The organism is Microbulbifer mixtoriginis (SeqCode), from assembly GCF_052466765.1.
Genome location: NZ_CP174289.1, coordinates 1,593,916 through 1,618,628, shown reverse-complemented (window position 1 = coordinate 1,618,628; position 24,713 = coordinate 1,593,916). Strand labels below are relative to the sequence as shown.

General features: G+C 50.5%; 17 protein-coding genes. 11 read left to right on the top strand and 6 right to left on the bottom strand.

All coding sequences use genetic code 11. The features are described from left to right. Positions 1 to 12 precede the first annotated feature (12 nt). The 5 genes from ACJJIV_RS07100 to ACJJIV_RS07080 form a co-directional block, all read right to left on the bottom strand. Positions 13 to 1,839 (bottom strand): tetratricopeptide repeat protein, encoded by a 1,827-nt coding sequence (locus tag ACJJIV_RS07100; RefSeq protein WP_444891260.1) that lies wholly within the window; start codon positions 1,837 to 1,839, stop codon positions 13 to 15. Positions 1,840 to 1,911: 72 nt separating this feature from the next. Further along, entirely contained in the window at positions 1,912 to 4,854 is a 2,943-nt protein-coding gene (locus ACJJIV_RS07095; protein ID WP_444891259.1) for a TonB-dependent receptor plug domain-containing protein, read from the bottom strand. Between the two features lie 234 nt (positions 4,855 to 5,088). Further along, positions 5,089 to 7,998 carry a TonB-dependent receptor gene (locus ACJJIV_RS07090; RefSeq protein ID WP_444891258.1) on the bottom strand — a complete coding sequence of 970 codons (2,910 nt, stop codon included), beginning with the start codon at positions 7,996 to 7,998 and terminating at the stop codon, positions 5,089 to 5,091. 112 nt (positions 7,999 to 8,110) lie between these two features. Beyond that, positions 8,111 to 9,154: a FecR family protein gene (locus ACJJIV_RS07085; protein ID WP_444891257.1), complete on the bottom strand. Its 1,044-nt coding sequence runs from the start codon at positions 9,152 to 9,154 to the stop codon at positions 8,111 to 8,113. A 289-nt stretch (positions 9,155 to 9,443) separates the two neighbouring features. Continuing rightward, the gene (locus tag ACJJIV_RS07080) at positions 9,444 to 9,971 is read right to left on the bottom strand and encodes an RNA polymerase sigma factor (protein WP_252084678.1); all 528 of its coding nucleotides are present in this window, start codon (positions 9,969 to 9,971) and stop codon (positions 9,444 to 9,446) included. Between the two features lie 235 nt (positions 9,972 to 10,206). Here ACJJIV_RS07080 and dnaX point away from each other — a divergent pair, with 235 nt between their 5' ends. The 10 genes from dnaX to ACJJIV_RS07030 all read left to right on the top strand — a co-directional run bounded on the left by dnaX (position 10,207) and on the right by ACJJIV_RS07030 (position 18,877). Continuing rightward, positions 10,207 to 12,201, top strand: a complete 1,995-nt coding sequence (gene dnaX, locus ACJJIV_RS07075) for a DNA polymerase III subunit gamma/tau (protein ID WP_444891256.1) — start codon at positions 10,207 to 10,209, stop codon at positions 12,199 to 12,201. 61 nt (positions 12,202 to 12,262) lie between these two features. Then, positions 12,263 to 12,607, top strand: coding sequence for a YbaB/EbfC family nucleoid-associated protein (locus ACJJIV_RS07070; protein ID WP_152451685.1), 345 nt, complete (start codon positions 12,263 to 12,265; stop codon positions 12,605 to 12,607). Positions 12,608 to 12,635: 28 nt separating this feature from the next. Further along, on the top strand, positions 12,636 to 13,244 hold the full coding sequence (gene recR / locus ACJJIV_RS07065) for a recombination mediator RecR (protein WP_444891255.1): 609 nt from the start codon (positions 12,636 to 12,638) through the stop codon (positions 13,242 to 13,244). Positions 13,245 to 13,249: 5 nt separating this feature from the next. Then, complete coding sequence (gene rnd / locus ACJJIV_RS07060; protein WP_444891254.1) at positions 13,250 to 14,380, top strand: ribonuclease D; 1,131 nt, start codon at positions 13,250 to 13,252, stop codon at positions 14,378 to 14,380. After that, positions 14,377 to 14,664 carry a YcgL domain-containing protein gene (locus ACJJIV_RS07055; RefSeq protein ID WP_444891253.1) on the top strand — a complete coding sequence of 96 codons (288 nt, stop codon included), beginning with the start codon at positions 14,377 to 14,379 and terminating at the stop codon, positions 14,662 to 14,664. The genes rnd and ACJJIV_RS07055 overlap by 4 nt, the downstream gene beginning before the upstream one ends. 9 nt (positions 14,665 to 14,673) lie before the next feature. Next, the gene (locus ACJJIV_RS07050) at positions 14,674 to 15,123 is read left to right on the top strand and encodes a YcgN family cysteine cluster protein (RefSeq protein ID WP_444891252.1); all 450 of its coding nucleotides are present in this window, start codon (positions 14,674 to 14,676) and stop codon (positions 15,121 to 15,123) included. A gap of 59 nt (positions 15,124 to 15,182) precedes the next feature. Further along, complete coding sequence (locus ACJJIV_RS07045; protein WP_252084684.1) at positions 15,183 to 15,563, top strand: hypothetical protein; 381 nt, start codon at positions 15,183 to 15,185, stop codon at positions 15,561 to 15,563. Positions 15,564 to 15,927: 364 nt separating this feature from the next. Further along, a complete protein-coding gene (locus ACJJIV_RS07040) occupies positions 15,928 to 16,608 on the top strand; it encodes a YEATS-associated helix-containing protein (protein ID WP_252084685.1) in 681 nt (226 codons plus the stop codon). 141 nt (positions 16,609 to 16,749) lie between these two features. After that, on the top strand, positions 16,750 to 17,595 hold the full coding sequence (locus ACJJIV_RS07035) for an AAA family ATPase (protein ID WP_252084686.1): 846 nt from the start codon (positions 16,750 to 16,752) through the stop codon (positions 17,593 to 17,595). Positions 17,596 to 17,695: 100 nt separating this feature from the next. After that, positions 17,696 to 18,877, top strand: coding sequence for a vWA domain-containing protein (locus ACJJIV_RS07030; RefSeq protein ID WP_252084687.1), 1,182 nt, complete (start codon positions 17,696 to 17,698; stop codon positions 18,875 to 18,877). A gap of 126 nt (positions 18,878 to 19,003) precedes the next feature. Here the strand turns inward: ACJJIV_RS07030 and ACJJIV_RS07025 are convergent, their stop codons facing one another. Continuing rightward, the gene (locus tag ACJJIV_RS07025; protein ID WP_444891251.1) at positions 19,004 to 20,497 is read right to left on the bottom strand and encodes a peptide MFS transporter; all 1,494 of its coding nucleotides are present in this window, start codon (positions 20,495 to 20,497) and stop codon (positions 19,004 to 19,006) included. Between the two features lie 167 nt (positions 20,498 to 20,664). Here ACJJIV_RS07025 and hrpA point away from each other — a divergent pair, with 167 nt between their 5' ends. Continuing rightward, on the top strand, positions 20,665 to 24,579 hold the full coding sequence (gene hrpA / locus ACJJIV_RS07020) for an ATP-dependent RNA helicase HrpA (RefSeq protein ID WP_444891250.1): 3,915 nt from the start codon (positions 20,665 to 20,667) through the stop codon (positions 24,577 to 24,579). Positions 24,580 to 24,713: the final 134 nt, after the last annotated feature.

The following is a 24,713-nucleotide window of genomic DNA, read 5'->3' as shown; positions in this document are numbered from 1 at the left end:
TTTAACCATCTTTTATCTATGGTTCGGTATAACATCAAATGGTGTTGTAATTCTCAGGTGTTTTGTATTATTTGATAATGGTACTGTTCCATGCCAAGTATAAGAGGGAAATAAAACTAGAGTCCCTTTTTGAGGTGTTATTTGCTTTTCGATAAAATCTTTGTCTCCTAATTGGTATGGGGATTTGCCAAAATAAATATCGCCCGCATCTTTTGGAGTGTGTTTGCTTGTGGATGGTGGGATTTCAACATAAAAAGCCGAACTTATCCAACCTTGAGTATGCACATGGCTAACATGGTGGCCGCTATTTTTTAGCATCACGGACCATGATCCGGAGAATTTAAAGTTTATAGATTTTTTACCTAAAAAAGGGTGCTCTTTCTCCTCGGGGAGGTTCAATATATATTGGCTGGTCGCCTCTTTCAGGCTTTCTTTTAAGGTATGAATTATAGGTCTATTTTTGTGAAGTAATCTTCCTGGGCTCTGTACTCCAGAGCGTACTGATTGGAAGAGGGGGCGTTCTTTTAAGTTGTGTATTTTGAGTAGTTCTTCTTTTAATGTTAGAAGAAATTCACCAAGATTAGAAAATCCACTTGGAGTGGGTATCACATATTTACGAATATAGTCCCCATTGCCATTAAGCCAAAGATGGCGTTCGTCGTTCAGTATTTTCCAGCAGGTTCCCTGAATAGCCCATAACAATTGATCGTCAGGAGAGTACGCTAACGCTTGACTTACTAGCTTGTTTGCCCTCTCAAAATTATGGGTTTTCATAAGGATTGCCAAGTACTGTTTGGTAATGCTGAGATCCGGCTGCAATGAATAGGCAGTTTCATAAAGTTGCAGGGCGGTTACTAGATCACCTTTTTCTTCTTCAATTCTGGCTCGAAGGAAAGTTGATTCGAATTTATTGCTTGAATTAGGCCAATTATCTAAAGCACTTTGCGCGTCCTCAATTAGCCCCGCTGCGATGAGGTTTTCTATGTGAGGGATTGCAATTTCTTTGTTCCCTCTTTTCTCTTTTGTTAGCTTGAGGTAGCTACTGCAAAATAAATCTGTATTTCCAAGCTGCCAATAAACTTCATTCAGAGTTTTGTGGGCCTGCGCGTGCAAGGGGTTTAGATCAATTAGTTTTTTTAGTGTCTCTATAGCTGAGTCTTGGTGCCCTAGATTTAATTCTACCAGTGCTTTAGAGTATAGAGCTTCACTCATCGTTGGGGCTAAACTAAGTGCCTCTTCAAATAAAGTGAGAGCTTCTTCAGCTTTCTCTAAATCTGAGCACGTGATAGCTAGACCATAAATGGCATTTACATTTTTAGGGTCTTTTTTTCTGGCCGCTTGGAAGAAATTGGCGGCCTCTTTGAGCTGATCTTTTTTTCTGCAGATATTTCCAAGAAGAGTCAATGTTGCAATAAGGTCGGGAGCTATTTCTGATGCTTTTAGTGCATGTTCATAGGCTGTGTTTAGGTTGCCTGTTTCATACTCTAATATTGCTAGGTTTCGCCAGGCTTCCGCGAATTTTGGGTGATAATAAATGGCTTGATTGTAGTGGTGCCGAGCTAATTTTATTTGTTTTTGCTGCTTAAGAAAATTGGCGAAATTGTTATGGACAAATGGTTGATTGTCTTTTATTTCAAGTGATCTTTTGAAGAATAATTTTGAATCTTTTTTATTAGATTTTTGGGCCTGGGCAAGGGCAATTAGATGCAAGGTGTTGGGTTCATTGGGGTATTGCTTATTTAGTTTGAGGGCAATAGGTAAGACTTTACTTGCCTCTCCCGTCTCAATCATTTTTCCTAGGGTGGTTAGTAACTCCTGAAGACTTAGATTTGAAGGCATACCTAATTACCAAATAAAGAAACGGCGAGCAGCCCCGCCGTTTCTTAGTATTACAAATTACCCTGTGGGTTATTATTCAAAGCGATAGCTAGCGCTCATAAAGTAGCGGGGACCTAACATATCGTATGTGGATGGGAAGGTATTACCCTGCTCTGCAGAATCCCCTAGCCTAGTAGGTTCAGTATTGAGTACGTTTTTAACACCAAAATTGAGGTCAAAATTGTCTGAAACTGCGTAACCAAGGCTTAAATCTAGATAGAACTCATCATCGAGGGAGTCTGCAACAAGCTGATTCCTTGCGTCAAAAGGATTGGTTACAACATCACCAACACTAACATTGTCGAAAGCACTACCAGCTTTTTGCAGATCAGCAATATTCTCATCAGTAACCTGAATTGTGCGTGACCCAGTTACAGACATCAACGTGTCATCGTCAGTGCCATCAAGGTAACGTACGAGCGCAGAAACAGTTAGAGGACCACTCTGCCAGCTGACGCGAGTGTTCCAGTTAAACTCACCTCTCGGTGATCCGCAGGTAGTGCCAAAATACCCTGCACACTCATCCTTACGGTCAGGCAGTTCAGCAATTGGGGTTACATCGTACTGCAATAGATAAGAGCTGTTAAAAGTAACATTCAAGTAGGAGCTGCCATCGAAGCCAAAGTCGAGGTCAGTACCATAGTTAATGTTGAGGTCAATTCCGCGGGTTTCGATAAGGCCGATATTCTGGTTAAGAACTTGGACAACATCAACATTTCCACTGTCTTTGCGAGTGATCGCCTGACAGAATGGGGAGTTAATATCCTTAATCTGGTTGTAGCACAGGTCAAGAACATTGTTAACACTGCCACCAAGAACACTAATTGCGTCCTCAATCTCGATATCATAATAGTCGATAGCGATATCAAGGCCATCCATAGGTTCAACTACGGCACCAAAAGTAATGGTGCTAGAAGTTTCTTCTTTAAGCTCAGTGTTGCCACCGAACAGGCCTTCGATTTGAGTATCTTGCTGTTTGAAGCTGCCTGCTGGAGTGCCAGCCATTTGGCTACATAGAGCCAAGTCGGTGTCGGGTGTAATGTTACCTTGGGCGCAAGGGTCGTTGGCGCCAGGGAACCCTGCAGCTTGACCTTGGTAAAGCTCATATACATTGGGCGCACGAACAGATTCTTGATAACCTGCGCGGAACTTCACCATTTCAATTGGTGCATAGTTCAATGCACCTGCGAAGGAACTAACGCCGCCTATATTTGAGTAATCGGAGTAACGGTATGCGCCCCAGAGGCTAAGGCTTTCAACTCCCGGTCTTCCTGAGATAAGCGGTACGTTTACCTCGGTGAAGGCTTCCATTGCGGTATAGCCACCTTCTGTTGCCTCACCGGCATTAAAGCCAAGAACATCTCCGGAGGAGAGGAAGGTATCTGGGCGATAGCTAGATTCATCGTCGCGATGTTCCAGACCAAAAACGATACCGACAGCTTCATCTGCTGATGGAATTGTGCCTAGGACGCCGGACACACTAGCAGAAATCACTTCTTGAGTGATAGTGGTTACATTGGTTGCGCCAACATTGATGAAATCAAGGGCCTCCTGGCTGATGTTGCCTTCCCCCCAGATATTTAAAGGTGCACAGCCCCCAGAGGTATCCTGACAGGCTTTTCCATCATCGGTAACTAAGACTGCTTGGGCAAAGCGAGATGCAGCAACGTCATTATTCAGCAAGCTAGTGTATTCAAGATTACTGTAGCTGTAATAGGTATCAAAAGACCAATCGTCATTTATGTCACCGCGGAAGCCTGCGAGAATCCGAAAAGCATCGCGAGTATCGCGTTGTTGACGAGAGCCATTTTCAACCATGCGACGTGTTACTGCCACAGGAACAGGGGTGTTCTCGTCTAGGCCGGCAGCAGTATTGATATCCTTCAGGCTCTGTTGGAAAGCTTCATCAAAGAAGGGTGTATTCGGGTTTACATCAACGGTTAGTGCTGCGGGTACCGGGGCTAGCTCCTGGGGTACCTCGTTATGTGAAAACGCTGCTTCGCCGTAGGCGGTTACCTTATCCGAAATATCGTAGTGCGAAAATGCACTGATAAGGAAGCGCTCTTGTGGCAATTGAAGATAATTATCAGGAGCGTAATTGTAGAGGTCATCAGGGCTTACAAAGTCACGAGAGGTGCCATCTGTATTGAAGGTCTTATATAGGTTCACGGACTCAGCATTAGGGTGCTTAGCAGTTGTTGCTAGGGCGCCAGGGATTCGGCTAGATCCGCCGTGAACCAGGCTATCATTAAAGCCGTCTCCATCGGTGTCAGATTCGGTCCAAGTAACGTTGGTGAAGCCGCGATCACGCGCGAAAACTTCTTCGCGGTCAGTCCAGGAGGCATATACAGTTGCGTTACCCTTACCTTCAGCGAAATTTCCACCAATGGTTAAATCAATGTTGCGCTTTGCAGCATCTCCATCTTCTGAGACGTCATAAAGGCTGGTAATTTGGACGCCTTCGAAATCATCTACCAGCTGGAAGTTAACAACCCCAGCGAGAGCATCAGAGCCATATACCGCGGACGCACCGCCTGTAATGACATCTACACTTTTGATCAAGGTGCTAGGAATGGTGTTAAGGTCTACAACTCCTGTTTGAGTTGATGGAATATAGCGGCGACCATTTACAAGTACAACTGTACGAGAGCTGCCAAGACCTCGAAGGTCAACGCGTGCGGTGCCATCACCAGGGTTGTTAGAGCTGGGCCCAAAGCTTGGTAGAGTTTGCGGAAGCTCTGCGAGCTTTTGTTCTACGTTAAGGTTACCGGAAATCTGAAATTCTTCTGCGCCAATTGAAGTCAGTGGAGTAACAGACTCTAGATCTTGGCGTTTGATACGTGAGCCAGTTACTACTACTTCTTCAACCATCTCCGCATCTTGTTGAGCGAAAGCAGGCATGGTCGGAACCATAATTGCGGCAGCAGTGAAGCCAATGGCTCCTTTCACAGCTGCGGACAGGAGGTTCTTTTTCATTGTCAATCCTCTCTTGATCGTTGGATTTATAATCTGTTGTCAATAATGACGAGTTTTGAAAGCAGCTACCCCCAAGTGGCCGCTTTCCTCCCAACATATCTCTTAACGAGTGACAGAAAGACTCCCTCAAAAAAAATCTCATTTTTTTGCTGATACTTCGTTATGGCTGTTTTGGCAGGTCTGGGAGGGGTGTGGATTGATTCAATTGGTCTGCCGCTATCGGACTATAGGAGGTTATAGTTCGAAGGAGAAAGCCCCATACCAGTACCTTCCAGTCAGGTCGTAAGTACGGTGGTCGAAATTATTTTCTGTCGCTGTTACAGCAAGAGGAGGCGGAGTGTTAAGTAGGTTGTTGACACCGATTGAGAATCGAAATCTGCTAGAAGGGTTGAAGGAGAGTTGTGCATCATGGCTAAACCAGCTGCCAATATCGTGGGTGATGATTTTATCGTTGTGAGCGTAGGTTTCCTTAGTGCTGCCGACGAAATGCACAGTGTAGCCAGCCTTCCATTGGTTGCTGCTCCAATAAATCCCAGCATTGGCTTTAAATTCTGGCAGTGAGCCTGCCCCGCCAGTTGTGATGTCTACAAAAGTGCCTGACAGTTCTTCTTCAGGTAGTCCTGCGGCTCCCTGGTTGAGGTAGTCCAGCATATGGCTTATGTTCATAGCTAGCTTGAACTGCCCAAGCTCATCCTCGGGTAGATCGTAGCGAAGCGCAACATCGTAACCACGGATGGTTCTGCGACCTTGATTGATTCTTGTTGCGAGAATTTTGGTGATTTCACCTTGCTCGTCTCTCAATACTCTATCGCTGAATAGCCCAGCATAGGCATTTTGCTCAACCAGGAACTGAGGGTTACTGCCAATGACATCTTCCTGTTGAATGTTAAAAAATTCGACTGCAGAGCTTAACCCTTCTATATGTTCTGGTGTCCAGGCAAGGCTAGCTGTAAGGGTTTTTGAAGTTTCAGGCGTGAGGTTGGGGTTGCCTCCAAACTCGGTAAGATACTGAATTCGTGCGCTGTCTGATTGCCCTGGGCAGCCAGTTAAAGTGCTTGCGCTCTTACTGGTACAGGGGTCAAAGATAAACTCCTGACTTTGATAGCCCTGTTGATACATATCAGTAAGAGCGGGGGCCCTGAAACCGCTGGCATAGCTGACCCGTAGATTTAAGTCTTCCAAAACCTGCCAGCGTATGGCGAGCTTGGGGTTGTAGGTATTACCAAAGTCGCTATAGCTGGATAAGCGAACGGCCCCATCGAGCCAGAGTTTTTCTTCCTGAATTGGGATTGAGACCTCGGCGAAAGTTTCTTTAATGGTGCGTGAGCCTCGAGTCGCTCCTGGGGAGTGCCCACCAATATAGGAAAGGCCGTTTAGGTCATTCGAGTCGCTGGTCAGAGTTTCATGTCTAATCTCGAATCCTGCTGCCGCTAAAATTTCTCCGGCTCTGGTTTCCCCTAGGGATCCGTCTGAGATAAAGGTGAGAGATTCCATTCTCGTGCGGCTGTTGGTAGTGCTTGTTCCTCGAATAAACTCCAGTTGTTCCTGAGGGATGCTGCCGCTGGGGCCGAGGAGATTGATAGGGGTACAGTCGTTGCTTGAATTGCAGCTGGTAGGCCCCTTCAGGCCTTGAGAGAGCGCTAGGGGGTTAATAAGGTTGCTGAGTTTTTCAGATTTTTTTGCCCTTTGCAGGGAGGTATTCAGTTCCCAATGCCACTGGTTGTAGACCCCTTTGATTCCTGTATTGAGTCTCCAGGTGGCTGTGCGGTTTTTTTGAATGCGCGGACCTAGTTCCGTAATGCGCTTCCTAACATCTGTAATTGTTTGGTTAAAGGGGTTGTAGATATTATCTGCTGTTATTGTCAAATCACCGTTATCGAAGCGTGTGAAGACTGGGGAGGGTGCTTTGGTCGACTCTGCAGAGGTGTGTAGACCCATTACCTCGGCAAATAAAAGGAGGTTGTCTGAAAGGTCAAAATTAGCAGATAGGTAAGCAGAGTTACTTTTGAGTGGAGTGACGGCAGAGGTGTAGTCGTTATAGTTGTAGCGATCCTCTAGGGACCAGTCCCGATAATTATTGGAGGTTTGGCTGGTCAGAGTGGCGCCGTTATCAAGCGCGATAAATCCTTCGGGGGTGGCTGATGAGCGTTTATCTGTGCCACCAAAATTTCGGCTGTCTGCAGACTCAGATAAGTTGCGGTCGCGGCTCATTATTGAGCCTTGGGTGTATTGTGCCAGGTTGAGCATGATATGACCCCGCTCGCCGTGTCTCCCCCAGGTTAAATGGTGGGATTCGGTTTCGCGATCGCCAGCACCTGATTGCCCATAGTAGTTATCTATAGATAGGCCCTCGAAGTCCTTGCGGAGGATAATGTTGATCACTCCAGCAATGGCATCCGATCCATAAACTGCAGAAGCCCCGTCTTTTAGGATTTCGACACGCTCGACTAAAGATAAAGGAATTGTGTTGAGGTCAGTAGCCTCTCCGTTGTAACCATCCCCAATTATGCGGCGGCCGTTGATCAAGACCAGTGTGTTGCTGGCAGGAAGGTAACGGAGAGAGACGGTGGCTGTGCCGTCATCCTGTTGGCTGACTGAGGTACTGGTGGAATTTCCCGAAATGGCTGGGAGAAACTTGAGTACATCGGCAACAGTTTGCGCTCCGGTAAGTTCAAGCTGCTCCCGGGTTAGTCTGTCGATAGGAGCATAGCCGTCTAGCTGATAATGGCGCAAATGGCTGCCGGTAAGGCTTTGGCCGGTAACTGTGATTTCTTCAGGTGCTTTGCTGGATTGCTGTTCAGATCGAGGCGGTGACTCCTTATTTGGAGTCACCGCGAAGGAGGTCGGGCCTATACGGTGATAGGAAAATGGAAGGCCTTCTAGTAGTTGTTCAATTGTTGCTTCAAATGGGTTTTGCCCTGTACTCAGTGTCTGCTTAGGTAGTTGATATAACGAAGCTGAGGAGGTTGGTACCAGAATAGAGACTTGGCACTGCCTTCCCAAAGAAATGAGGGCCTCTGGCAGAGAGCTCGCTGGAAGCTCGATTCTGGGCTTTGGGCACAGTGCATCGGCCGCACTATTTGCCGACAGCATGAGTGCTAAAAAAGCTGTAACCCAGTGCTTTACCGTCAAGAAATTGCCCATTTTTATTGCGCCCAGCAGTTTGAATTTAACTGAGCGGGTGTATCTATTGTGTTTGTGGGCGGGGAGTTGGTTATTTGCTTAATAAACGACCGCCATTTGAGACGGTTATAACCTAGTTGTGCTTGGGAGACAAGATAGTCAGGTTGTTGTTACTGCGGTCCTGCTGAAGGTCCAGGGCCGTGGTAATGGCTTCGAGTGTGTTATCTGGGTCGGATATGGCAAAAGTACCAGATACTAGGCGCCCCTCGATTTGTGGTGCAGCGACAACAGGGGTGGCTAAGTAGCGGTTTAGCTCTTGCAAGGCCTCTTTGAGGGGAGTTCTTTCAAATACCAGGATACCGCGAGTCCAATCTGTCGCCTCTTCCGGTGAGGTGCGCTGGACTTGGGTGAGGCCTTGGTCAGATACGCTGACCTTTTGGTTCTTGATTAGCGTAACGGAGTCGGGGGTTAGGCCTGGTGTTTTCTCTGTTTCACTGACAGAGACTTTACCTTCGGTGACCGATACTCGGGTATTCTTTGGGTTCAGCTCTACATTAAATTCGGTTCCCAGTACACGGATACTTGCACTGCCTGCGGCAACGGTGAAAGGGCGGGCAGTTTGGCGAGCGACGTCAAAAAAGGCCTCTCCACGAAGGAGTTGCGTTTGTCTTTCCTTGCGGCTAAAGCTGACGTGAAATTCACTATTAGAGTTCAGCTTTACTTCGGACCCATCAGGCAGGCTGATGGTGCGAATCTCACCTAGCTGGGTGATATAAATTTGTTGATCAGTCTTGCTGTTTCCTAGCCATTGCAGGCCAACCCAGACAGCGAGGAATACACCACAGGTGGCGAGTCCGCCACCGATGAACCATTGCGGTAGTCCCCAATGAATAGGTTGTACTCTTTTCTTTTCTTGAGTTTTTCCATTTTGGGTGTGGGGGCTGGGTACACTCTCGGGGAACAGTTGATCGATTGGCATATGAGCGAGGGCACCCAGGTCGCCCCAGAGCTCGACCACCTCATCGAAAGCCTGGCGATGAGCTTCAGAAGCCGACAGCCAGGCTTCGAATTCATGCTTTTCCGCGCTACTCATGGCCTCTGAGCGTAAGCGAGCAACCCAAGCACAGGCCTGGTCCAGGCTCTCATCGCTTGTTTGACTTTGGGGGTTGCTGTTCATATTTGCTCTGGTAGTTAAGGGTTAAATAACGCTTTAAGAGTGGGACTTTGGTCTCAAAATTCAGTGCATCTTACTCAAAACTGCCCGACTTTTGCGATGCCGGTGAAGGTAAAGATCTTCCTACAGAATAATCGCAACGCAACTGCCTCATGTAGCAGCAAATAATTCTGAAAGTGCCTCACTTTTCAGGTTTTGTCAGGATTTAAGCTCCACTCATGCACACTGAGACGGCTGAGAAGGTGCCCCCCTCAACAAAAATTAGTGAGGAGGCTGAATGGAAGCTTCGGGTTTACGGGGAGGAATCCACTTTGCGCCGGCAGGCCTTTAGTGCCTGTAGAATATATTTCTCCACACTGCTCACTGAGATGTTCATTTCATGGGCGATTTCGCTATAAGAGAGTCCGCGAGTTCTATGTAGCAGAAAGGCTTGTCGGCACTTCAGTGGCAGTTTATCCATTGCCTCATAGATGGACTGTAACTGTTGGCGTGCCGCGAGAACCCGTTCTGGGGACTGGTGATCGGTATGGTCGTTACCGTGAGTCTCCCCCTCTAATGAGACTTGCTGGTTGAGGTACTCCACATGCAGCTTGCCTCGACGTAGTTGGTCAACAGCCAGATTGTTTGCGATTTGGTAGAGATAGGCGCGAGGGTTTTCCAACTCCTTTTCATCGCTGAGTTTTTGTAGGCGCAGGTAGGCATGCTGAGCAATATCCTCGGCATCGTCTGGGCTTTTGACAATACGTGCGACAAAGCGCACCAAGGCTTGGCCGTGCTCGGCAAATAGCCTCTCCAGAAGTGTCTTCCTGGCTTTATTCATTGCGTATTGCTTTCCCCGTCCCAGGCTCGCTTTATCGTTGTGAATTGTTTGTTCTTAGTGCGAGCTGGCGCAGTTATATCACAAGGTTGGCTTGGGCTACGAGTGGCGCGAAACGATCTCTTGGGGTGATAGCCTGCTATTCGCTATGCCTCGTCGTCTATGCCGGTATAATGGCGCCCGCGCCAAAGGCGCTGAGATATAAGTTGGCAGAGGTGTGCCGAGCACCGGAGACTGGATGAGCTATCAAGTACTGGCACGTAAATGGCGCCCGCGTCTTTTTAAGGAGATGGTGGGGCAGGAGCACGTGCTTCAGGCACTTATCAATGCCTTGGATAACGGCCGGCTGCACCACGCCTACCTGTTTGCCGGTACTCGGGGAGTGGGAAAGACCACAATTGCCCGAATTCTGGCCAAATGTCTGAACTGTGAGGAGGGTGTCAGCTCTGAGCCCTGCGGACAGTGCAATGCCTGCAATGAGATAGCCGATGGCCGTTTTGTCGATCTGATTGAGGTGGATGCGGCATCCCGCACTAAGGTGGAGGATACCCGGGAGCTGCTGGAAAATGTCCAGTATGCTCCGACCAGGGGTCGCTACAAGGTCTATTTGATCGACGAAGTGCATATGCTCTCGAACAGTTCTTTCAATGCCCTGCTGAAGACCCTGGAGGAGCCGCCGCCCCATGTAAAATTCCTGCTCGCTACCACAGACCCACAGAAGCTGCCAGTAACTGTGTTGTCCCGCTGCTTGCAGTTCAAGCTTAAGAATATGAGCCCCGAGCGGATTGTCGAGCATCTGCGCTTTGTACTGGGGGAGGAACAGGTGCCTTTTGAAGAAGGCGCCCTTTGGCAGCTAGGCCGCGCGGCAGACGGCAGTATGCGCGATGGTATGAGTCTCACCGACCAGGCTATCGCTTTTGGCGGTGGCAAAATCAGCGAAGCCGAAGTGCGCGGCATGCTCGGTAGTATCGATACCGGCTTGGTGTGGAAACTGCTACATGCCTTGGCAGAAGAAGATGCGGCGACGTTGTTTGCTACTGTTGCTGAGCTGGCTCAACAGGCTCCAGACTTTGGCGCCACCCTGACAGAGCTCTCCGATAACTTACATCGCCTGGCGGTCGCTCAGATTCTACCCCAGTCGATAGATAACGCCCTGGGGGATGGCGAGCGGCTACGACAGCTTGCCAGTCGCATAGCCCCAGAGAATATACAGCTCTACTATCAAATGACCCTTCACGCTCGCCGTGACCTACCCCTGGCCCCAGATCCCCGTAGTGGCTTTGAAATGGCCCTGTTGCGCATGCTGGCGTTCCGCCCGCAGGGCGTAGCGACAATTCCAAGGGCAGAACTGCCTGAAACAACTGCTAGTGCGCAAACTCAGACGGCTCCTAGAGAGCAGGCGCCTATCGAGCAGGAGAATGCCGTCGAAAAAAAGTCTGAAGTTGTGGTGCCTCAGCACTCTGAGAGTGCCGAGGTTGTGCCAACTCCAGGGCCTCATGCCGAAGCGATAGCGGCTGCGCAGAATGAAAGCCCGGTTCAGAACTCGGTGCCGGCTAGAGGGGATATGCCCCCTAAACTTGAAGAACCCGCGCCCCAGCAGTCTCCATACCATGCAGAACAAGCCGGCGAGTTAGTACTGGGTGTCCAGACTGCAATAGTTGAGCGACCACTAGAGGTACCCAGCGCGCAGCCCTCTGGCTCGCGGGAGGGGGTTCTAGCTGAACTTCGCCAACGCGTAGCGGAAGTCGAGGCCTCCCCCCCTGCGGTAGAAAACCAGGCCCCCACGAGAACGGAAGCGGTTGCTCAGGTTGCTGAAGCACCGCCGGCACGCTTTGATGCCCTTACATCAGGTAGCTGGCCGGCACTCTATAAGCAGTTGGGCGTCAGCGGCATATTGCACTCGATCGCGCAGCATCTGGAGCTAGTGGGGCGCCAGGACAATATACTTTCCTTTACCCTGGACGAATCTTTTAGCAGTCTTTATGACGAGGTGCATCAGCGGCGCCTGGGGGACTTGCTGGGAGACTTTTTCCAGCAGCCGGTTATTTCACAGATTCAGGTGGGGCAGGTACAAGGCAGTACGCCGGCACGTTTGGCTGCGGCGACTCGCGATGCGCGCCTAGCAGCAGCGCGGGATGCCCTTACCTCAGACCCCCTGGTTCAGGAACTTCAGTCCGAGCTGGGCGCTGAGTTAGTGTCAGATACTGTTGAATCCCTGGCGAAGGCGGATTGATAGAGTTTTTGGTTGCCCGGCGTCTAACCGGGCTCACACATAATAGAGATAGAGGTTACCTATGAAAGGTTTGGGCGATCTGATGCAACAGGCCCAGAAAATGCAGGCCGACATGCAGGAAAAAATGCAGAAGGTACAGCAGGAGTTAAATGAGCTACGCGTGTGCGGTGAATCCGGCGCGGGTATGGTTAAGGTCACCATGAATGGCCGGCACGATGTTATCTCTGTGGAAATCGACCCTTCCCTGCTGTCCGAAGACAAAGAGATGTTGGAAGATCTTTTGGCCGCGGCAGTGAATGATGCTGTGCGCCGAGCTGAGGAGAAGGCCCAGGAGTTACAAAAGCAGCAGGTGGGTAACCTCGCTTCTGGTATGAATCTGCCGGAAGGCTTCAAGTTTCCATTTTAAGGGGCAGAGCCCGGTTGTTTAGCCTTATATGTTTAGTCCCTTAATCGAAGAGTTGATTCGCGCGCTGCGCTGCCTGCCCAGTGTGGGCCCCAAGTCGGCCCAGCGCATGGCGATGTACTTGTTGGAAAAGGATCGCGACGCTGCAGAATTACTGGCGCGCAGCCTGGCGCAGGCTGTGGAGAAGGTCGGTCGTTGTCAGCAGTGCCGTACATTGACCGAAGAAGCCGTATGCACTCTATGCAACAACAGCCGCCGCGAACAAACCTCTCTCTGCGTTGTTGAAACTCCCGCCGATGTGCTGGCGATTGAGCAGGCTGGTAACTACCATGGCCGCTACTTTGTGCTGCATGGTCACTTGTCTCCGATCGATGGTATCGGCCCCGCAGATCTTGGAATGGACCTGCTGGAATGCAGGTTGGCCAGTGAGCCATTACAGGAGTTGATCGTCGCCACCAATCCCACAGTAGAGGGGGAGGCGACAGCCCAGTACATTGCCGAGCGCGCCAAAGCGCAGGGAGTGACTGTCAGTCGTATTGCCCATGGCGTTCCCATTGGCGGTGAGCTGGAATATATCGACGGCGGTACTCTGGCACACGCCTTCAATAGTCGCACCGCCTTCTTCCCCCCAGCAGAGTAATACCGATGGTTGAAATAGATACTACTCCGCGCTGGGTGGACTCCTGCGAGCAGTTGGCGGCTTTGTGCGCACAGTGGCGACAGCAGCGCGCTGTGGCTCTGGATACCGAGTTTATGCGCAGTCGCACCTTTTATCCTCAGCCGGCCCTAGTACAGGTTGGGGATGGCAGGCACTGCTACCTCATCGATAATCTCGGCATTGAAGACCTGCAACCTTTGCGTGATCTGCTGCTGGATACGGCTGTTACAAAAATCATGCACAGCTGCAGCGAGGATTTGGAGACTCTGGAGCGTCTGCTGGGGGTGATCCCCGAGCCCATTTTTGATACTCAGATCGCCGCGGCGATTAGTGGTATGGGGGCAGGCCTCGGTTACGCCGCTACCGTGCGCGAGCTATTGAGTATTGAACTGCCGAAGAGCGAGACCCGCTCGGATTGGTTGCAGCGCCCTCTCAGTGATGCCCAGAAAACCTACGCCGCACTCGATGTGGCTTGGCTACCGGTTCTCTATGGTGCCTTGCTAAAGCGGTTGCAGGAGCAGCAGCGGGAAACTTGGCTAGTAGAAGACTGCGCAACTTTGGTGGCAACTGCGCGAAGCCCGCAACCCCCTGAGTTCTATTACCAGAAAGTGAAAGGTGCCTGGCGCCTGCGCGGTAAACACTTGGCCGTGTTACAGGACCTTTGTACTTGGCGGGAATGTGAGGCGCGAACCCGAAATATGCCGCGCAACCACCTGCTCAAGGAAAATCTTTGTATGACCATGGCCCAGCAGTTGCCGCGGCATAAAGGCGCCTTGAGCCAGGCTGGCCTCGAGGGCCGTGCCCTGCGAGAACACGGTGATAGGTTGTTGCAGTTGATTTCCCGCGCTCTGGAGCGCAGCGATTTACCGACGCGTTTACCGCAGCCGCTCAACCGACAACAGGGGGAGTTACTGAAGTTACTGCGTAAAGAGGTCGCGAGTATTGCAGAGCGTGAAAATCTGCCTGCAGAAATCCTAATTCGCAAAAAAGAGTTGGAAGCCCTGGTCCTTGCTCGCGACCCCCAGTTGCAGGGGCGTCTCTGTGGTTGGCGCGCCGAAGTGGTTGGTCGGCCCCTGCTTAAAGCTCTGCGACATTTACGCAAAGAGGAAATGAAGTGAAAGTCTTGTGTGATATTTATCGCAGTCCCAAAAAAGAAGGAATGTATTTGTACGTCGATAAGCGTGAGGGGACTGCGCGAGTACCTAAAAATTTATTGGAGTTGTTTGGCAGCCCCCAGCACGTCACTACCATGCTAATGACTCCAGAGCGCAAACTGGCGCGTGCAAATGCCGACAAAGTCCTGCAAGAGGTACGTGTGCAAGGTTACTATTTGCAGATGCCGCCGGTGGCCGATTCTGAAATGCGTGAGATCGCATTGAAAAACAGCAAACTGCAGCGCTGAGTTAGATTAATGGCACAATTGCCTTTTTGGCGACGTAAAACTCTAGCGCAAATGAGTGAACCTGAATGGGAAGCTCTGTGTGATGGTTGTGGGCGCTGCTGCCTGCACAGCCTGGAAGATGAGGAAACTGGTGAGCTTTACAACACCAATGTCGCCTGCCGTTTGCTGGATACAGACTCCTGTCGCTGTAGCCAGTATTCAAGGCGAAAAGAATTGGTGCCTGGATGTGTGCAGTTGCGGGTAGAGGATATAGACCAATACACCTGGCTTCCGAGCACCTGTGCCTACCGTCGCTTGGCCGAAGGGCACCCTTTGCCGGAGTGGCATCCGCTTGTGAGTGGAGATAGCCAGTCTGTACACAAAGCGGGTATGTCTGTGCGCGGCAGTGTCATCAGTGAGGGGCTGGTTCACCCGGACGATATGGAGGAGCACATCGTCACCTGGGTGGAAGCCGGTTGAGCTAGTGAGGCATAGTCACTAGTTCCTGAACTGGGCGGGAAACATAGAGTAAATAAAAAATGTCTGAAGATTTTCAACTTGCCTGGTTGGTATATACCGGCTCGACACTGGTTTTACTAGCTGCCGGCTGGTGGTTTATGCGCAATTGGCGCTGGAGCTGGCTGCGCCGCACCTTGTTATTGGTCTTGGCTGGTGTACTACTGCTGCCGGTAAAAATACCGGTGGCCGAGTCAGTAGCCATGCCCGTACTACCCCTGTATCTCTACCAGGTATTATTTGAAGAAAATGGGGCTGCACCGGAAGTGACAGCAAATTTGGTATTTGCTGCAGGTGGTGCTTTAGCGGTGATGATTGTGTGGGGACTGGTTTCGCTATTATCTAAGTTTCGTCGCAGTCGCCGCCGTCGTTTCGACGAAGACCCATACTTCAAGGAACAGTAACGGGATTTTTCATCCAGATCTTCCCTCATCACAGGGCTCATCGCAACTGGGCCCACTCACTTTTCTCCCCTTGCTTATCAAAGGCGTTCCTTCCTTTCTCTAGCCTCTCTGTAGATGGTGACAGCTGCTATATCTATTAGGCTGCTTACGCACTTGGCGTGAGGCCAGACGAGCCGGCTTACTGATAAAGACCAATAAACAAGCCCCTGTTGGGAAATCATGGATTGTATTTCCTGAATATCCCAGTGGAGAGGGTTACTTATTGGTAAGCCAGACTCACGACAGATAAAGTTTATAAATTGCCCTTGGCGTAGATTTTCGCCCATTGTTATGGCGCAGGTTGCCAGATGGCTGAGGAACCCTGATGCTCGACCACCTGCTGATTCTCACTGCAGTAATGCTGGTATCGGGCATTCTCGGTGGGCTGGTGAACTATTATCAAATGCTGTTTACGGAGGAGGATCCCGCCGGCCTTGCTCGCTGCCTGATTATGGGATTGTGTGGTGCCTTAATGGTGCCAATCTTCCTGAAGTTTACCCAAAGCGATTTACTGATCGAAATCCAAGGCGACCCTTCGCGGCTTTTGATTTTTACCGGTTATTGTCTGCTTGCCGCTATAGCTTCCCGCATGTTCGTGTTTAATGCTGCGCGTCGCCAGCTGCGCGATGCCAGTATCGCCCGTGCTCGAGTGGAAAATATGGAGCAGGAACTGCGCACTATGCAATTGGAAATGATGCCTTTGCTGGAACATGAGATAGAAGGGGATCTGGAGCAGGGGCCGGTGCTGGATTTCAACCAAATTCGCAAGCTGGACGACAATGCCCTGCAGGTACTCAATCTGCTAAATGACGGTGAGTGTGTATTCCGCTCCCTAAGTGGTATGGTGCAAGATAGTGGTATGGAGACCAATTCTATTGCCCGTGCCCTTAACAGCCTGCTTGTATTAGAAATGGTGGGCAAAATCCACAGTCACCTGGGGATTCGCTGGTATATCACCGGTAAGGGGCGCCAAGTAGTACACCGCCGCAGCACTCAGATGGCTTGAGCCATAGTCGATAACCCCCTTCATTTAGTCTCTACTCGGGCTGGTCATCCAATTTGATCGTTCCCGCCTCGCCACCCGCCCCGCTGTTCAATTATCATTCGCTAAATCTGAAGATAGCGTGATGACAGGATTGGAGTAAGCATGAAATTTACCGGTACCGATAGCTATGTAGCTACCGAAGACCTGCAGATGGCGGTGAACGCAGCCGTCACCTTACAGCGCCCTTTGTTGATCAAAGGCGAACCGGGCACCGGCAAAACACTGCTCGCGGAACAGGTTGCCGAGAGCCTTGGAATGAAATTGATCCAATGGCATATCAAATCTACCACTAAGGCCCAGCAGGGACTTTATGAGTACGATGCGGTATCCCGCCTGCGCGACTCCCAGTTGGGGGTGGATAAGGTTCACAATATTGCCAATTACATCAAGCGCGGCAAGCTGTGGGAATCCTTTGCTGCGGAAGAGCGTGTGGTACTGCTGATCGATGAGATTGACAAAGCGGATATCGAATTCCCCAACGACTTGTTGGTGGAGCTGGATCGAATGGAATTCTTCGTTTACGAAACCGGAGAAACTATCAAGGCCAAGCACCGCCCCATTGTCATTATTACTTCGAATAATGAAAAAGAACTGCCGGATGCCTTCCTGCGCCGCTGCTTCTTTCATTACATCAGCTTTCCCGACCGCGATACCATGCGCAAAATTGTCGATGTCCATTACCCGGAAATTAAAGGGCAACTGGTCGCAGAAGCGATGGATATTTTCTTCCAGTTGCGCGAAGTACCGGGTTTAAAGAAGAAGCCTTCCACCTCAGAGCTGATTGATTGGTTGAAGTTGTTGATGGCCGATGATATTCCGGAAGAAGTACTCAAGAATCGCGATAACAGCAGTGCCATTCCTCCACTGTATGGCGCCTTGCTGAAAAATGAGCAAGATGTGCATATGCTCGAACGCCTGGCGTTTATGGCACGTCGTGACAACCGCTGAGCAAGCCTTGTTGCCTTTCATTAGGGGTAAACTTCTGCCCCTGATGATGTTCCGCTCGGTACCACTGAGCATTTTTTCCCATTGCTGACTGCGAATTACTATGCTGATTGGCTTTTTCCTGAATTTACGTCGCTATAAATTACCGGTATCCATCACCGAGTTGTTGGCCTTGCTGGAGGCTTTACAACAGCGCCTGGTTTTTGCAGATCTGGAGGAATTTTATTTCCTCGCTCGTGTCTGTCTGGTGAAGGATGAAAAACATTTCGATAAGTTCGACCGCGCTTTCGAGGCCTATTTCAAAGATTTGGAAACCCTCGACGATATCGTTGAGCAAATGATTCCGGAAGACTGGCTCAGAGCGGAATTTCTCAAGCAATTAAGCGAAGAGGAAAAGGCTAAAGTCCAAAGCCTGGGTGGTTTGGAAAAGTTGCTGGAGGAGTTCAAAAAGCGTCTCGAAGAGCAGAAAAAGCGCCACAGTGGCGGCAATCGCTGGATAGGTACCGGTGGCACCAGCCCCTTTGGTAACAGTGGCTATCACCCGGGTGGTATTCGGGTGGGAGGGCAGGGACGTAATCGCTCGGCATCCAAGGTTTGGGAGAAGCGCCAATTTAAAAATCTGGATGACAGTATCAGCCTGGGAACCCGCAATATCCAAGTGGCTCTGCGCAAGTTGCGTAAATTTGCCCGCACTGGCGCAGCAGAAGAGCTGGATTTGAATAACACCATTTCTTCCACTGCGCGCAATGCGGGTTTGTTGGATATTAAGATGGTGCCAGAGCGGCACAACGCAATAAAAGTACTGATTTTTTTCGATGTGGGCGGTTCTATGGACCCCTATGTGCGCGTGTGTGAAGAGTTATTCTCTGCCTGCCGCTCGGAATTTAAGCATTTGGAGTATTTTTATTTTCACAACTTTGTCTATGAACATGTGTGGAAAGATAACCAGCGGCGCTATAGCGAGAATACGTCTCTGTTGGAAGTACTGCGTACCTATGGCAAGGACTACAAGGTTATCTTTGTCGGTGATGCCTCTATGGCACCCTACGAAATTACCAGCCGTTTCGGCAGTGTTGAGCATATGAATGAAGAGCCGGGTGCAGCCTGGATGGAACGTATCACCGATATTTACCACAATCTGATCTGGCTAAATCCGGTTGATGAGGAGTATTGGCAGTTTACGCCCAGTATCGGCATGACCCAGCGTCTAGTGGATGGCCATATGTATCCGATGACCCTTGAGGGATTGGATCGGGCGATTGCCTATTTAGTCAAAGGCCGCTAATAGCGGCGTCAATGAAGGTTCCTTGCAAGAAGCTCTAATCTAAGGAGTTTTGGGCAAGGAATTATCCGCAGGCGGCACACTCCTGTGCCGAACTACCCGATAGATAATTTTAGAGTTAATCAAGTACTACTCTTTATTACCGCTGAAGTGTTTGGGTGGCGTTCCCTCGTGATCAGCAGTAATACTGATTTCTTCTCTGGTAGTTTCGCCCACTGTAACATGCACCTCTTCTGCACCGTGCATCCAATCCACTAGTTTTTCACGAATCAAATATAGAATAAAACCGGCCACTATGGCAGTTAGTGCGACACCGCCGAAAGTGGCGAGTGGTCCAGAAACCCCCACTAATTTACCGATCTCTGCTGCCCCTTTGTTGGCGATACCAATAAAGGCAAACCAGAGTCCCATCATCAGGGATAAATAACGCAGGGGAGATAATTTGGTCACCACAGAAAGTCCGATAGGTGACAGGCAAAGTTCACCAATGGTGTGAAAAATGTAGGCGAAAATCAGCCACCAGATGCTTGCTTTAATGGTCTCGGAGTCGCCGATTTGTAGTGCCGCGCCGCACATAGAGAGAAAACCGATTCCGAGAAAAACTAACCCCAGGCTGAATTTAGCCGGTGAACTCGGCTCGCGATCTCCCATACCTACCCAGATAGAGGCCATAATCGGTGCGAGGATAATAATAAACAAGGGATTGACCATTTGTAGCCAGCTGGCAGGAATTTCCCATCCAAAGATATTCAGGTCGGTGCGGTACTTGGCAAATAGATTCATTGACCCGGCAGCTTGCTCAAAACCAGCCCAAAAAACCACGATAAACACACCCAGAACCAGAATGACTTTAATGCGATCCCGCTCTTCCTGTGTGAGGGGGCGGTGTTTATTTTCCTCCTCGTCTTTTTTATTTTTCAGTTCCAGATGAGCGGAGGGTTCTACGCCTATTTCTCCCAAGTAGCGTTTGGCTTGAGTCATTTGCAGAATCAGGCCCAGCAACATACCAATGCCTGCAACAATAAAGGCGAGCTGGTAGTCCACCTTTTCCCCAATCCAGCCTACGACCAAATAACCGAGAATTGAGCCCAGGTTGATCCCCATATAGAAAATAGTAAATGCGGTATCGCGGCGGTGGTCCCCCTCTTCGTAGAGATCCCCGACCATAGTGGAGATGTTTGGTTTAAAGAAACCATTGCCGATAATCAGTAGGGCCAGCCCCAGCCACAGCATGTAAATCTCACTACCGTCTGGTAGCCAGGTATGAGGAAAACCCAGGGAGAATTGCCCCAGCATCATCAGGGTACCGCCAAACATGATACAGCGGCGCTGCCCCCAGCGGTTGTCAGCCATCCAGCCACCGATAATGGGGGTCAGGTACACCAACATGGCGTACCAGCCCAGATAGCTCAGGGCTTTGGACTGCAATTCAGTATCGGTGAGCTGTTCCCAGCCGAAGACTGCGGCAGTGGCAGTGGAAGTCAGGTAAAAGACAAAAATACCGCGCATGCCGTAGTAGCTGAGACGTTCCCACATCTCGGTGCCAAATAGCAGAAACAACCCTTTGGGGTGGCCAAACAGCTGTCCGGCGCTGGCGGGGGGCTTGGGCTTGATCTCTTGCATAGTACTGCTCGCAAGGTGTGACCCTAAGGCGCAGCACTGCCACCAAAAGCAGTGCGCCTGTGAAAAAAATTACTATCTGGACCAGTATAGTTGAGCGCCACCAAGGGGTTTTCTGCCCCTTAGCAAAGTGCGGGTATAATCTCCCGTTTACCAATTCTGTATGAATTATGAGTCACACCGAAGCAGATAAAAGCCTGGCCGCTTTACAGGCCCGAATCTCCGGCTGTATGGGGCGGGACCGCTACCAGCTGTATCGAACGGTTAAAAATGTGCGCCGGCGCCAGAAAGAGGGCAAGCCGGTCGATCGTATGTTAGCCCAGCTGGAACAGCAGCTGCAGGTTTCACAGTCTTTGGCAGAAGAGCGCCAGGGCAAATTGCCCGAAGTGCAGTGGCCGGAGTCGTTGCCGGTGGTGGCGCGGCGTGAGGAAATCGCCGAGCTGATCGAAAAGCATCAGGTTGTTGTTATCGCTGGTGAAACCGGCTCCGGTAAAACCACCCAGTTACCCAAAATCTGCCTGTCCCTGGGGCGGGGTATTTATGGCCAGATTGGGCATACACAGCCACGTAGAATCGCCGCGCGCACTGTAGCCAATCGAATTGCTGAAGAATTGCAGCAACCTTTGGGGGAATCAGTCGGTTACCAAGTGCGTTTTACCGACCACAGCACTGAGCACACTCATGTCAAATTGATGACTGATGGTATTCTGCTGGCTGAAATTCAGCGCGATTCACTATTGAATAAATACGATACGTTGATTATCGACGAGGCCCATGAACGCAGCCTCAATATTGATTTTCTACTGGGCTATTTAAAAACCATTCTGCCCAAGCGCCCAGATTTAAAACTGATTATTACCTCAGCTACGATTGATCTAGAAAAATTCTCTCAGCACTTTGATGACGCACCGATTATCGAAGTATCCGGTCGCACCTACCCGGTGGAAATTCACTATCGCCCGACGGCAGATAGCGATGCCGACCTCAACGAGCAGGTTGTCGCAGCAGTTGAAGAGTTACTGCATGAGGAAAAGTCCAGCAGCCGGCGCGGCGGGGACATCCTGGTATTTATGAGTGGTGAACGGGAAATCCGCGAGTGTGCCAAGGCTTTGCGGGATGCGCAGATTGCTCAGTTAGAGATACTGCCCTTATATGCGCGGTTAAGTCTGGCAGAACAGGCTAAGGTCTTTCACGGCCATAAAGGTCGCCGTATTGTGCTGGCCACCAATGTGGCGGAGACCTCCATTACGGTGCCGGGTATTCGCTATGTGATTGACCCGGGTACTGCGCGTGTCAGCCGTTACAGCTATCGCAGTAAAATCCAACGATTGCCCATAGAGCCGGTTTCACAGGCCAGTGCCAACCAGCGCGCTGGCCGCTGTGGTCGTGTCAGTGCCGGTGTCTGTGTGCGCTTGTACGAAGAGCGGGACTTTGCACAGCGCGCAGAATTTACCGATGCGGAAATTTTGCGCACCAACCTGGCAGCGGTAATCCTGCAAATGTTGCAGCTGCGTATCGGCGATATCCGTGAGTTTCCCTTTGTCGATCCGCCCGATCCGCGCCTGATCAATGACGGCTATAAATTATTGCAGGAATTACAGGCCGTCGATGACCAGGGCAGAGTAACCAAACTGGGCCGCGCGCTTTCACGTTTGCCACTGGACCCACGATTGAGCCGAATGTTGCTGGCCGGTGCGGACAATGACAGTGCGCGCGAATTATTAATTATTGTCGCCGCCCTGGCCGTGCAGGACCCGCGCGAACGCCCGGCGGAAAAGCGCCAAGCGGCGGATGAAAAGCACCGACAGTGGCAGCATGAGCAATCGGATTTTCTATCCTTTGTGCAGCTATGGGATGCCTTCGAGACTCAGCGCCAGGAACTGAGCCAAAACCAGCTGCGCAAATGGTGCCAGAAAAACTTCTTATCCTGGCTGCGTATGCGTGAGTGGAGAGATATTCACCACCAATTGCGTGTGGCTTGCCGGGACCTCGAAATCAAAGAAAACAAAGAACCTGCGGAGTACGAGGCAATACACCGGGCCATTGTCGTGGGTTTACTCGGTAATATTGGCGCTCGAGATGAGAATAAGGAATTTATCGGTTGTCGTAATCGTCGCTTCCATATTTTCCCCGGCTCAGGCCAGTTTAAAAAACCTCCGCGCTGGGTGGTTTCCGCTCAGTTATTAGAAACCAGCCGCTTGTTCGCCCACACTGTTGCGAAAATAGAACCGGACTGGGTGTTGGCTGCGTCTAAGCACCTGGTAAAACGCAATTATTTTGAGCCCCACTACGATGTCCGCTCTGGGCAAGTAATGGCTTTTGAAAAAGTCTCTCTGTACGGCTTGGTACTGGTAGAAAAACGCCGTATTCCCTATGGCAAGTTGGACCCGCAAATCGCCCGGGAAGTATTTATTCGCCAAGCATTAGTGGAACAGCGTTATCGTGGCAAGGGTCGTTTTTATAAGCACTACACTGACCTGTTGAAATCCCTGGAAGAGTTGGAAGCCAAGTCCCGTCGCCGGGATATTTTGGTGGACGATGAAGTGGTTTATCGCTTTTTCGATGAGCTAGTTCCCGCAGATGTCGTCAACCTGGCCGGGTTTGAGCATTGGCGCAAGAAAGCTGAAGCCAGTGATCCGCAGTTGCTGTTTGTCCCCCGTGAGTTGTTGATGCAGCAGAGTGCTGATCACGTGGGTGAGGCGCAATTCCCTAACGAACTGCAGACTGGGGGTATTGTTTACCCACTCCGTTATCACTTCGAGCCTGGCAGTGTGGATGATGGTGTCAGTATCCAGGTGCCCGTTGGGGCGTTACATCAGGTGCCTGCCGCTCGACTCTCTTGGTTGGTACCTGGAATTTTACGAGATAAATGTATCGCCCTAATAAAAGCCCTGCCGAAACAGTGGCGCAAATACTTTGTACCGGTACCGGCGGCTGTGGATAAGGCCCTGCCGCGACTGCGCGCAGACAATACTCCCCTATGGCAGTCGCTGGCCCTGGAGCTGCAACGTCAGACCGCTCAGCAGCTGCCTGAAGATGCCTGGGAATCTGCGGAACATTCCTTGGAAGATTTCTACCGCTTTAATATTCAGGTGTTGGATGAGTCAGGAAAATTGCTGGATCAGGATCGCGATCTCTCGCTATTGCAGGCACGCTATCGCGACCGGGTACAGCAGGGATTGGCAAATGCGGGCGATAGCTTCGAGCGGGATGATATTACCAGCTGGGATTTTGGTGAACTGCCGGAAACTTATACCCTCGATCAGGGAGGGCTCAAGGTGCGCGCCTATCCGGCGCTCGTAGAAGCTAAGGAAAGTGTTTCCCTGAAATTGCTGGATAATCCTGCTGAAGCGCGACGCCTGAGTCGTGCTGGGATCTGCCGCCTGGCTCTGTTGCACTTGCCCGAGAAGGTGAAATATCTACGTAAAGAGCTGCTGCGTGGCAAAGAGTTGGGGCTTTCCGCCGCAGATCTGGGGCGCCGCGAAGAAGTGGCAGACGATATTCTGATGGCTGCCGCGCGTGAAGTCTTCTGGGGAGGTGAAAACTGGCCACGCAGTGAAGCTGAGTTTCTATCTGCACTGGAGAAAGAGGGTGATTTGGTGGGAGTGGCCCAGGAAATTGGCGACCTTTTGGTCAAAGCCCTGGGGCAATTGGTCCCCCTGCGCAAGCAGATCAAACAGCAAAAGAACCTGGCAGTCGCTATGGCGGTGGGGGATATCCAGCAACAATTGGCAGGACTTTTCTACCGGGGTGTCTTGTTTGATACCCCTCTGCAATGGTTGCGCCAGTATGGCCGTTATCTCAAGGCGATTTCTGTGCGTCTGGAAAAGGCGGCCCTCGATCCAAACCGCGACCGCAAGTTGCAAGTGGAGTACCACAAGGCTGCCGAGTCTTTCGATAATCAGATTGAGAAGTTTTCGAGGAGAGAGCTGGCTTCAGAGCTTGCGCTGGTAGAGTATCGCTGGATGCTTGAGGAATTCCGTGTGAGCCTGTTTGCACAGACGTTAAAGACTCTGATGCCGATCTCCGCCAAGCGCCTGCACAAAGTTTGGATAGAAATTGATGGCATGGAGCTGCTCGGTTGAGTACTGCTTAGCCACAGTTCACAAAAAAATTTGTGGCCTTGTGTAATATTTCCCAAACTGGCCCGACAGATGAATGAGAGTCGGTAAGCATACGCGGCATCATTAAATATGTGATGGCTGTGAGCCGGTTTCAC